Annotated in this window: 9 protein-coding genes; 3 read left to right on the top strand and 6 right to left on the bottom strand. The window is 74.5% G+C overall.

The window, feature by feature from the left end:
• Positions 1-308 precede the first annotated feature (308 nt).
• The gene (locus ACWD4P_RS36480; RefSeq protein WP_449782587.1) at positions 309-752 is read left to right on the top strand and encodes a hypothetical protein; all 444 of its coding nucleotides are present in this window, start codon (positions 309-311) and stop codon (positions 750-752) included.
• Positions 753-787: 35 nt separating this feature from the next.
• Positions 788-934 (top strand): hypothetical protein, encoded by a 147-nt coding sequence (locus ACWD4P_RS36475; protein ID WP_449782586.1) that lies wholly within the window; start codon positions 788-790, stop codon positions 932-934.
• A 283-nt stretch (positions 935-1,217) separates the two neighbouring features.
• On the opposite strand, the gene ACWD4P_RS36470 is transcribed toward ACWD4P_RS36475, so the two are convergent.
• On the bottom strand, positions 1,218-4,205 hold the full coding sequence (locus tag ACWD4P_RS36470) for an ATP-binding protein (protein WP_449782585.1): 2,988 nt from the start codon (positions 4,203-4,205) through the stop codon (positions 1,218-1,220).
• A gap of 254 nt (positions 4,206-4,459) precedes the next feature.
• Entirely contained in the window at positions 4,460-6,523 is a 2,064-nt protein-coding gene (locus ACWD4P_RS36465) for a transglycosylase domain-containing protein (protein WP_449782584.1), read from the bottom strand.
• A 308-nt stretch (positions 6,524-6,831) separates the two neighbouring features.
• Here ACWD4P_RS36465 and ACWD4P_RS36460 point away from each other — a divergent pair, with 308 nt between their 5' ends.
• Positions 6,832-7,938, top strand: coding sequence for a hypothetical protein (locus ACWD4P_RS36460; RefSeq protein ID WP_359819260.1), 1,107 nt, complete (start codon positions 6,832-6,834; stop codon positions 7,936-7,938).
• Positions 7,939-8,091: 153 nt separating this feature from the next.
• Here the strand turns inward: ACWD4P_RS36460 and ACWD4P_RS36455 are convergent, their stop codons facing one another.
• The 4 genes from ACWD4P_RS36455 to ACWD4P_RS36440 form a co-directional block, all read right to left on the bottom strand.
• Complete coding sequence (locus tag ACWD4P_RS36455) at positions 8,092-8,991, bottom strand: Gfo/Idh/MocA family protein (protein WP_359819263.1); 900 nt, start codon at positions 8,989-8,991, stop codon at positions 8,092-8,094.
• Between the two features lie 72 nt (positions 8,992-9,063).
• On the bottom strand, positions 9,064-9,735 hold the full coding sequence (locus tag ACWD4P_RS36450) for an O-methyltransferase (protein WP_359819266.1): 672 nt from the start codon (positions 9,733-9,735) through the stop codon (positions 9,064-9,066).
• A 147-nt stretch (positions 9,736-9,882) separates the two neighbouring features.
• Complete coding sequence (locus ACWD4P_RS36445; RefSeq protein ID WP_359819269.1) at positions 9,883-10,548, bottom strand: DedA family protein; 666 nt, start codon at positions 10,546-10,548, stop codon at positions 9,883-9,885.
• A gap of 201 nt (positions 10,549-10,749) precedes the next feature.
• Positions 10,750-11,404: class I SAM-dependent methyltransferase (locus tag ACWD4P_RS36440; RefSeq protein ID WP_449782583.1), on the bottom strand; the 655-nt coding region annotated here is incomplete at its 5' end.

Genomic DNA, 11,404 nt, shown 5'->3' with positions numbered 1-11,404 from the left:
GGGAGCCACTGCGGAGCATTGGCGACCGACGACAACGCGGCGAGGTGCGTGCCCCGGCGTCGCACGCCCGGCGGGAATTGTCAGACACGCCCTAGGTGCCGGGTCTGATGGTGGATCGGCCAACGGCGGGTCGGCCGCGCCGTGGATCGATCGCTTTCGGTCATGTGTGTCGATCTATTGATCTGGATCTATCAGGGACGTGATCGCCGCCACTAGGGTGCGGCGCGTCCCCGTTGTTCCACCCTCCCCTGCCGTCCCACGGACCAAGGACGAGCCGAGGGGAGACGACCGATCGGAACGGTGTCGCCGTGACCAGGATCCTCCGCAAGCTGATGACCCGTACGGGACGGGCGGCCGCCACCGTCGCCGTCCTCGCGGCCGCGCTGACCGGCACGGCGGGCGCCGGGACGGCTTCCGCCGCCGGTGGCTGGAGCTGTTCCGGGGCGCCCGTCCCGGCCGGCTACGTCATCACCATGTACAACCCGAGCGGTTGCGGCAACCACGGCTCGTGGTTCCAGCAGCCCGCGCAGAACCGGCTGTGGACCTGCTCCGGTTCGCCGATCGTCTCCGGCTACGTCCTGACGAACTACGACGTCAAGGGGTGCAGCGGTGTCGGCGCCTGGCTCCACGAGCTGGTCCGCAACGGCGTCTGGACCTGCCCGTACTCGCCGATCCCGGCGGGCTACCGCAGCACCACCTACGACGCCCGCGGCTGCGCCGGCCTGGGTGCCTGGCTCACCGTGAAGATCTGAGCCAGCGCCCGAACGGCCTGGCGGAGACGGGCGGCGTGTGCCGGGCGGCACGGGGGACGAACCCGCGCGCCGCCCGCTCGTACGGGTCCGCGAACGCACACGAGCACGAGCACGAGCGCAAGGACGAACGCAAGCACGAGCACGCGGCCTGGCACGCCGTCCTGGACGCCGCCCTCGTCTGAGCCCCCGCCGGACGCACCGCACCTCCGGCCGGGTCCGTCCCCTGCGCGGACCCGACCGGCTGCCCATGCGGTGCGTACGGGACGGGCGCGTCGACCGGGCCTGGGGCCTGGTGCGTGCGCCTGTCCTGTGCCGTGGGGACCGAGCCTAGGCGGGGGCGCCTTACCGTTCGCTTACCGATCGCTCACCGCTGCCGGCGCTGCCGGCGCTCCCGGCGCTCCCGGCTCTGCCGTCAACAGCACTGCCACCGCTGACGCCGCTGCCACCGAGAGGCCCCGCCCCGCCCTACCTGATGTCGCTCAGCTCCCGCGCCTCCGCCAGCACCCGCGCCGCCGAATCCGCCAGCCCGGCCGCCTCGTACGCCCGGCCGAGGGTGCGGAGCGCCTCCGCGAGGAAGGAGCGCCAGCCGCGGGCGCGCCACATCAGGACCGACTCCTCCAGGTGGGCGACCGCCGAGGAGTGGTCCCCGGCCGCCAGGTCCAGCTCGCCGAGGATGCCGAGGGCCTGGGCGAGGTGGTGCCCCAGGTCGAAGCGGCGGGCGATGGCCAGCGCGGCCTCGGCCGTGTCCCGGGCGCGGCCGTCGCCGGTGCCCGCGTACAGCACGGCCAGGTAGAGCAGCGAGAACGCCTCCACGTAGCGGTCGTCGAGGGAGCGGGCCATGGCGAGCGAGCGGAGGAGCAGTTCGGTGCCCCGCTCCACCTGGCCGGCCCGGCCGTGGGCGGCGCCGAGGAACTGGATCGCGGTCGCCTCGAAGCGGGTGTTGCCGATCATCCGTGCCAGCCGCAGCGTTTCGGTGAGGTGCTCGATGGTGCGGTCGAGGTCGGTCTCGCCGTGGGCGATGGCGATGATCTGGTGCGCCTTGGCCTCGCCGCCCGGGTGGTCGTGGGCGGTGGCGAGTGCCAGGGCGCGGCGGCCGGCGTCGAGGGCCTCCTCCTCGCGGCCCTGGGCCACCAGGCTCCAGGCGGTCAGGACGAGGGCGTCGGCGGTCCCGCGCTCCTCCCCGACCTGCTCGAACAGCCGCTGGAGGTGCCGCGCGTGGTCCTCCAGCGCGACCATCGTCTGGGTGCCGCCCTCCAGTTCGACGGCGGTCCCGCAGCCGTCGGCCGGGGTGGTCCAGGTCGTCACCTCGATCAGGCCGCGGGTGAGCACGGCGGTGCCCAGGCCGTCGCCGGCCGCGCGGCAGGCCTGGAGGGCGGCCACGTGGGTGGTGCGCCAGTCGTCGTACAGGCCGCGGACGTCGCAGTACTTCTCCTGGCAGGCGGCGAGGTCCCAGGCCGCCGGCACCATGCGCAGCGCGGCGGCCTGCCGGGCGCTCGCGTTCAGGGCCGGCTGCTCGGCGTCGAACCAGGCCATCGGGTCGTCGAGCAGGGCCGCCGCGACGCCGGACGGCATCGGGTGGCGGGGCGCGGAGCCGTGGATCGGCGCGAAGCACGGCCCGGGCACCTGGTCGGCCGCCTGCTCGGCCAGCCAGAGCCAGGCGCCGAAGGCCCGTTCCAGCGCGGCCGTGCGGTCGGCCGGTGCGTCCGTGGCCTCGGCGTGCTCGCGCGCGTACAGCCGGACGAGGTCGTGGAAGCGGTAGCGCAGGTGCGGCTCCGTGCCGGTCTCCTGGAGGAGTTGGGCGTCGATCAGTTCCTCCAGCTGCCGTTCGGCCTGCTCGGGCGGGATGTCGGCCAGGGCGGCCGCGGCCCACGGGGCGAAGTCGGGCGCGTCGAGCAGTCCGAGGAGCCGGAAGGTGCGGCGGGTCGGCTCCGACAGCCGGGCGTAGCCGACGGCGAAGCCGGCCCGTACGGCCAGGTTCCCGGCGGACAGTTCGTCGAGCCGTCGCCGTTCGTCGCGCAGCAGGTGCGCGAGCCGGGCCAGGGTCCAGCGCGGGCGGGCGGCCAGGCGGGCCCCGGCAATGCGGACCGCCAGCGGCATGCCGCCGCACAGCTCGACGATCTGGGCGGCGGCCACCGGCTCGGCGGCGACCCGGTGGTCCCCGAGGATGCGGCCGAGCAGCGTGCGGGCGTGGGGTGCGTCGAGTTCCTGGAGGTCGACGAGGCGGGAGCCGGGCAGGGCGGTGAGCGCGGTGCGGCTGGTGACGAGGACGGCCGGGCGGGCGTCCGTGCGGTCGGCCCGGTCCGCGGGCGTGCCCGGGAGCAGCGGGCCGATCTGCTGCTCGCCGGCGGCGTTGTCGAGGAGGACGAGCGTGCGGCGGCCGGCCAGCAGGGTGCGGTAGAGCGCGGACCGTTCGTCCAGGGAGGCCGGGATCTCCCGGGGGTCGGCGCCGAGGGCGCGCAGGAAGGCGGCCAGGACGCCGGCCGGGTCGGCGGGTGTCTCGTCGGCTCCGCGCAGGTCCGCGTAGAGCCGGCCGTCGGGGTAGTCGGCGGCCGCGCGGTGGGCGGTGTGGACGGCGAGCGCCGTCTTGCCGATGCCGCCCATGCCCGCGACCACCGGCACCCGGCCGGCCGCCAGGGCGTCCAGAACGAGCCGCACCTGTTCGTCGCGGCCGGTGAAGTCCGGGATGTCGCGCGGGAGTTGGGAGGGCACCCGGGAGGGTCCTGGGTCCGTCCGGGAGCCCTCCCGGTCCTGCGCCAGCAGCGCCAGGAAGACGTTCTGCACCTGCTCGCCCGGCTCGATCCCGAGTTCCTCGGACAGCCGCCGGCGCAGCGACTGGAAGCGGCGCAGCGCCTCGGCCGCCCGGCCGTCCGCCGCCAGCAGTTCCAGCAGCGCGGCGTGCACCGGTTCGTCGTACGGGTGCTCCTCGGCGAGCGCGGTCAGGGCGGGAACGGCCGCCCGGGACGCCCCGGCCTCCGCCGCGGACCGGGCCAGGGCCAGGACCGTGGCCCGCACCTCGCCCTCCATGGACGTCACCAGCGGGTCCTCGCGGTTGATCCGCTCCAGCCCGGCCAGCACCGGGCCGCGCCGCAGCGCGAGCGCCCCGGCCGGGGCACCGTCGGCGGCGAGCCTGCGGAACCGTCCGAGGTCCACCGCGTCGGGCCCGGTCACCAGCCGGTACCCCTGGGCGTCGGACTCCAGCACGACCGCCTCGTCCCCGAACCGCCCGAGCCAGGTGCGCAGCCGCGACATCCCGGTGTGCACGGCGCCCCGGCCGACCCGGTCCGCCTGCTCCGCCCACACGAGTTCCAGCAGCCGCCCCGCGGGCAGCCGCTCCCCCTCCGCCAGCAGCAGCGCCCCCAGCAACCCCCGCAGCACGGTGGCCCGCGGCAGCGCCTGCGGCACGGAGTCCACTCCGACCGTCAGGGGCCCCAGCAGCCCGAACGTCATTCTCATCCGCTTCAGTCCCTCAGAGCTCACGACCGCACCGGGGCCCGACCCCGCCCCCCCCTCGGGGTGCACCGGGCCGACCGCGGCACGACCATGACACTAGTCCGGACACCGATCAACCTCAGCCACCGGCCCTACGCACCGAAGCCGCAGCCTCTCCACCCCCTGACGATCGGGCCCGCCGCCCCGCAGCCGCGTTCTGCGCTCTCTCCGACCGCCGCGGGGGCCGCCTTCCCCGGTCCCCGCGGCCGCCGCCCGGGCTACCGGGCGGTCTGCGTCTTCATGTAGGCGGTCCAGATGCGGGAGGGGAGGGTGGCGTCGGAGGTGTCGGGGGCGGCGCCGGCGAGGCCTTCGAGGGAGAGGAGCTTCATGTCCTTCAGGTCCGCGCGGAAGACGGTGACCGCTGTCGACAGCTGCCCGTTGTAGCCGACGAACCATCCTGCCGTACGGTCCGCGGTGGTGCCGGGCTTGGCGGCCAGGTCGGGGCCGGCCTCGGCCGCCGGTTTGGCGGCGCCGTCGCGGACGGAGCCCTTGAGGGCCGCGTCGACCTCGGCGGCGACGGCCGGGGCGAGTGCCTGGGTGGCGGCCGGCAGGCGCAGCGGGAGCTCGACGCCGTTGCGGGAGATCCTGAGCACCGAGTAGGGGTCGGTGTGGCTGCCGCCGGCCGCGAAGGCGGCGTAGGCGTCGGCGGTGCGGACCGCGCTGGGGGTGGAGTTGCCGACGCCGAGGGCGGGGACGAGTTCGCCCAGGCTGTTGGGGAGCAGGCCGAGGTCGGTGGCGGTCTTCTGGACCCGGTCGAGGCCCACGTCCATGCCGAGTTGCATCAGCGGCCCGTTGACGGACTGTTCGACCGCGCTCCGCAGCGTGACGGTGCCCCAGTTCCGTTTGCCGTCGTTGGCGGTCTTGACGATCTTCCCGTCCCGCCCCCAGTACGGCCCCTCGGGGGTCATCACGTTCACGCCGTTGTCGCCGTTGTAGGGGGTGGCGGGTGTCACCGGGGTGCGGTTGCCGCCCCGCTGGCGCTGCGTTCCCTGGTCGAGCCCGGCGGCGTACACCACCGGGGTGAAGGCCGAACCGATGGGCACCGTCGTGGTGTTGGCGTTGTTGAAGCCCTGCTTCAGGTAGTCGGGGCCGCCGTAGAGCGCGACGATCCGGCCGTCCGGGGCCACCGAGGCGGCGCCGACCTTCAGGAGCCTGTCGGACTCGCGGTTGTCCGGGTCGATCCCCGCGGTGCCCTCCTTCACGGCGGCGGCCAGGGCCTCGACCCTCGGCTTCTCGAAGGTGGTGCGGATCTGGTGTCCACCGAGGTCGAACTGGGCCGGGGTGATGCCGCTGTGGCTTTCCACGTAGGCGCGGGCCATGTCCACCAGGTACCCGGTCTGGCCGCTCAGCCCGGCCGACTTCGGCTGCGGCTTGGGCTCGGGGAAGACGGTGTACCGGGCGCGTTCGGCGGCGGAGAGCTTGCCGACCTCCACCATCCGGTCCAGGATCCAGGACCAGCGCTCCTCGGCCCGCTTCCGGTTCTCCGCGCCGATCGCCGGGTCGTACTGCGAAGCGCCCTTCAGCAGGGCGGCCAGGAAGGCGCCTTCGCTGGGGTCGAGTTCGGAGACGTCCTTGCCGTAGTAGGCCGCGGCGGCGCGCTCGATGCCGTAGCTGCCGCGTCCGAACCAGCTGGTGTTCAGGTAGCCGGCCAGGATGTCCTGCTTGGTCATCCGGTCGTCGAGCTTCATCGCGATGACGATCTCGCTGAGCTTGCGGGAGACGTCCTGGCGCTGGTTCAGGTAGATGTTCTTGACGTACTGCTGGGTGATGGTGGAGCCGCCCTGGGTCTCCCCGCCGGTGACCATCGTCACGACGGCGCGCCCGATGCCGGTCACGGAGATGCCCGGGTCGGTGTAGAAGGTCTCGTTCTCGGCGGCCAGCACTGCCCACCGCACCGGCTCCGGAACCTGGCCGAGCGGCACCTCCTGCCGGTTGGTCGGGCCGATCCGCGCCATCTCGGTGCCGTCCGCCCAGTAGTAGACGTTGTTCTGCTGGGTGGCGAAGGAGTTCAGGTCCTCCGGTACGGCGGTGGTGACGTAGAACCAGGTCAGCCAGCCCGTCAGCGCCGCCGCACCCGTCCCGACCACCAGCAGCAGCTGCCGCCAGGACGGGAGCCAGCGGCGGACCCCGCGCCGACCGCGGCGCGGGTAGTCGATCCGCGGGAGCGGGCGCCGCACCCGCGCCGGCCGTGCCCCGCGTAAGGGCCCGCGGCGCGGCGCGAACCGCCACCGCCGGCGCCCGGGGTTCTCCTCCTCGGCCGCGCCGTCTCGCTGAGCACGCACAGTCCGGTCTCCGATTCGCTCGTGGGACTGACCCTTCGCATACATAGACGCGGTGAGAACATCGGTACGTAGGCCTGGCTTCGGTGTGACCATGGTCATACTCGACGCGGCCGGGCCCGGCGGCGACGGGGCACGGACGGGCGGCGACGGGGCACGGACGGGCGGTGGGTGAAGGGACGGACGGCGGAGCAGCGGGCGGGGGGCTGGGCAGCCGACAGGGCGGCGAATTCGCGACGGACGGCCCGCGGCCGGGCGACCCGCGACGGAAGCGGTCCGCGGCAACCCAGACCTGCCGCCAGAATGGCGCCATGAGGATGATCCAGACCGCGCTCGGCGCCCTGCTGCTCCTACTGGTCGTCGGCAGCATCCTGCGCACGCTGGTCGTTCCGCGCGGCCTCTACTCGGCGCTGGTGATGCGGCTCTGGCGGGTGCTGCGCACGCTGCTGCGGCTGTCCGCCGGGCCGTCCCGCGGCTACCACGCGCAGGACCGGGTGCTCACCTGGCTGGCACCGCTGGTGCTGCTGGGCATGCTCGGCGTCTGGCTGGGCTGCATGCTGGTCGCCTACACCCTGCTGCTGCACGGCACCTCCGAGCTCAGCTGGTCGGTGTCCGTGCGCGAGGCCGGGTCCAGCCTGTTCACCCTCGGCTTCGCCAGCGGCGAGCGGCTCCAGCTCTCCGCCATCGACTTCCTGGCGGCCGCCAGCGGGCCGCTGGTCATCGCCCTCCAGATCTCCTACCTGCCGACCCTCTACGCCGCCTACCAGCGCCGCGAGACCGAGGTGACGCTGCTGCAGTCCCGGGCCGGCGAGCCCGCCTGGGGCCCCGAACTGCTGGCCCGCCAGTCCCTGGTGGACACCGAGACCGCGCTCCCCCAGCTCTACCGGGACTGGGAGCGGCTGGCCGCCGACATCGGCGAGAGCCACTCCAACTACCCGGTGCTGCTCGCCTTCCGCTCCCCCCAGCCCAACCGCAGCTGGGTGGTCGGGCTGATCGCCGTGATGGACGCCGCCGCCCTGCACCTGGCGCTGTGCCCGCGCTCGGCCCCGCCCGAGGCCCGGCTGGTGCTCCGGGCCGGCTTCACCGCCATGCGCGACATCGCGCGCTCGCTGCGGTTCGACTTCGACGCGGACCCGGACCCGGACGTCCCGATCCGGCTGACCTACGCCGAGTTCCTGGGCGCCGTCGCGATGATCACCGCGGCAGGCTTCCCGCGCGAACGCCCGGTCGAGGAGGCCTGGGCGCACTTCCACGGCTGGCGGGTCAACTACGAGGCCCTGGCGTACGAACTGGCCCGCCGCAGCGACGCCGTCCCGGCCCTGTGGACCGGCCCGCGCGACTTCCGCGCCCCGGTCGTCCCGCCGGCCCGCCCCACCGACCGCCGCCCGTCCTCGGTCCCGCCGCTGCCGCCGGTCTGAGACGCGGGAGAGGCGCGGGAGGGATTGGAGGGACGGGAAAGGCGCGGGAGGGACGGGAGACGCGGGGGGCACCGGAAGCGCGGCAGGGCCCGGTGCGGAGGAAGATCCGCACCGGGCCCTGCCGCAGCCGCCGCCGTCAGCGGCGGCTCCCGCTCAGACGTCCACCGGCCCGCCGGTCGCCAGCGAGCGCTCCGCGCCGACCAGGATCTCCACCACCCGCAGGCCGAAGTCCACCCCGCAGGGGTGCGGCTCACCGGAGGCGGCCGAGGCCTGCAGGGCGTCCAGCGCCCGGTGCAGCGCGGCGGCCGGCCCCTCGCCGCGCGGAGGCAGCTGCACCACGCCGTGCTCGCCGCGCAGCTCCATGCCCGTCCCGCCCGCCGCGAGCGGCGCGGTCAGGCTGAGCGCGAGCGTGCTGGAGGCGCCGCCGGCGTGCCGGACCACCAGGTGGACGGTGTCCAGCGGGCCGGCTTCCGCCGTCACCCGGGTCGCGTCGCCCAGCACCGGCAGCAGCACGGACAGCGCGTGCGGACCGACGTCCCACAGCGCGCCCTTCTCCACCCGCCAGGGCGAGGCCGCGTACGGGCTGGTGCTGCCGGGGGCGAACACCGAGCCGAGCCAGTCCGAGCGGCCGGTGAACCAGCCGCCGAGCTCCGACTGCCGCTCGATCCACGGCATCTGCTCGCCGCCGAAGCGCACGGTGAAGAAGACCACCGAGGCGACCTTGTGCTCGCGCACCGCCTCGGCCACGGCCTCGGCATCCGGCACGGTCAGCGCGACCGGCTTGTCCAGCAGCAGGTGGCAGCCGGCCTCGGCGGCCCGGACCGCGAGGCCCGCCTGCACGGTCGGCGGCAGCGCGATGGAGACCGCGTCCACCTCGGCCAGCAGCCGGTCGAGGTCGGCGTACCCGGGCACGCCGTGCGCGGCGCCGAGCGCCTCGGCCGCCTCCGGTCGGCGGCCCCAGACGCCGGTGAACTCGAGCCCGGGGTGCTCGGCCAGGACGGGCGCGTGCACCCGTTCCGCCCAGGGGCCGGTTCCCAGCAGTCCGATCCGCACGATGTCTCCGTTCTCCGATGACGATTGAATGGCAGGTGAGGGGGTGGAAGCGAGAGGGGTGGGCTCGCGCGGTCAGCCCTGGACGCGGGCCAGGGTGAAGCCGTCGTAGCCCTTGCTGCCGACGGTCTGCACCGAGGTGGCGGTGACCTTCGGCTCGGCCGCGATCAGGTCGTGCAGCGCCCGGGTGCCGACCACCGCCGGATCGGTGCTGTCCGCGTCGGCGACCGCGCCGCCGCGCACCACGTTGTCGACGATGATCAGCGAGCCGGGCCGGGTCAGCTGGAGCGCCCGGCGGAAGTACTCCGGGTTGCTCGGCTTGTCGGCGTCGATGAAGACCAGGTCGAAGGGCTCCACGCCCTGCTCCACCAGCTCGGCCAGCGAGTCGGCGGCGCGGCCCACCCGTACCTCGGCGACTCCGGCCAGCCCGGCGGCGGCCAGGTTGCCCCGGGCGACCTCGGCGTGCCGGGGGTCCAGCTCCAGGGTGAGCAGGGTGCCGTCCGCGGGCAGCGCCCGGGCCAGCCAGATCGCGCTGTAGCCGCCGAGCGTGCCGACCTCCAGGATCCGCTTCGCGCCCTGGGTCAGCGCCAGCAGGTGCAGCAGCTTGCCCTGGGTTGGGGCCACCGCGATCTCCGGCAGCCCGGCCGCCGCGGCGGCGGCCGTGGCACCCTCCAGCGCGGGGTCGTGGCCCACCAGCCGCTCGGAGAAGTACGCGTCGACGGCGTCCCACGTCGGCTGCGAAGACATCGGGCCCTCCAGAGTGCAAGATCGGCGGATACCCGGCCGATGCTACTCCGAGGGCCCGAGGGCACCACGAGGGCGGTGGACGACCGGCCGAGGGGGCCGGCCGGGAGGGGCGGTGGACGACCGGCCGGAGGGGCCGGCCGGAGGGCGTCAGTCGGCGACCGGCTCCTTGGCCGCGGCGGCGGCCTTGGCCGCTTCCTCCGCCTCGATCTTGGCGTGCGTCTTGGCGGCCCGGCGCTTCATGATCCAGGCCGAGAGCAGACCGATCACCAGGGCCGCGCCCAGGCCCGCCCAGGAGAACCGGGCCAGCCACGGCTCGATGGCCTTGCCGACCTTGAAGACCAGCAGCGTGGTGCCGCCGGCCCAGACGATGCCGCCCAGCACGTTGGCGATCAGGAACTTCCAGTACGGCATCTTCAGCGCGCCCGCGAGCGGGCCGGCGAAGATGCGCAGCAGGGCGATGAAGCGGCCGAAGAAGACCGCCCACATGCCCCACTTCTGGAACGAGCGCTCGGCGGTGGCCAGGTGCGAGGGCCCGAAGTGCTTGGGGAACTTGCGTCCCAGCTTCTCGAACAGCGGCTTGCCGCCCTTGCGCCCGATCGAGTAGCCGATCGAGTCACCGATGATCGCGCCGGCGATCGCGCAGATCGCGACGCCCCACGGGCTCACCACACCCTTGACGGCCATCAGGGACGCCGTCACCAGGGCGATCTCGCCGGGCAGGGGAATGCCCAGCGACTCGAACCCGATGATCAGACCGATCACGGCGTACACCGCCGTCGGTGGAATCCCCTCGATCCAGGCGTCGATGTGCAAGGCCAGTCCCTCCGTGGCAGGACGGGACCGGCCGCGCTCCCCCTGGAGCCGCGTGCCCGTCCCGGCAGTTCGTCCGATGGCGGCACGCCGGCCGCTCCCCCGGAGCGAGCCTAACGTGCCGGGCGGCCTGTCCCCCCGGCCGATCACCCGTGGTTACGACGTACGCCCCCACACCATGGTTCCAGGTCCTCCGGCGTTTCTTCAAGATTCGGCAAAACGCAGTGCGACCACGGACGGGCGCTGCTTGATCCAGCGCGCGACCGGCAGCACAGCGCTCACCGGCCAGCGCGCGCCCTCCGGGTAGACCTCGCGCACGTCGGTGACCCTCGGGTGCGCGGTGGCCAGCCCCCCGCGCTCGTCCGCGTCCATCCCGAACGGCATCGGCGGCGCCTGGAAGTGCCGGTCCCGGAGCTTGCCCTCGACGGCCCGCCGGCTGAACCAGCGCGGCACCGCGTCCAGCACCAGCGCCCCGCCGGGGAACCGCTCGGCGCAGGCCGCGATCAGGGCCCGGACCTCCGGCGGGCGCAGGTACATCAGCAGCCCCGCGGCGCTGATCAGCACCCCGTTCGCCGGGTCCACCTCGTTCATCCAGGCCGGGTCGGTGGCCGAGCGGGCCACGATCCGGTGCCGCTCGTCCGGCGGCAGCAGCCGACCGCGCAGGGCCGCGGTCTCCGGCAGGTCCACCGACAGCCAGCTCGCCCGCCCGTTGTCGACCCGCCAGGCCTGGGTCTCCAGGCCGTCCCCGAGCCCGACCACGGTGCCGCGCGGGCAGCGGGTCAGGAAGTCGGCGGTCTCGCGGTCGAAGCAGGCCGCCCGCAGCGCCTGGAGCTGGCTCACCAGGGCGTTCTCCCCGAAC

The sequence above is a fragment of the Kitasatospora sp. NPDC002543 genome, assembly GCF_053594915.1.
Note: the sequence above shows the minus strand (reverse complement) of the source record. Positions and strands in the feature narration are given on the sequence as shown.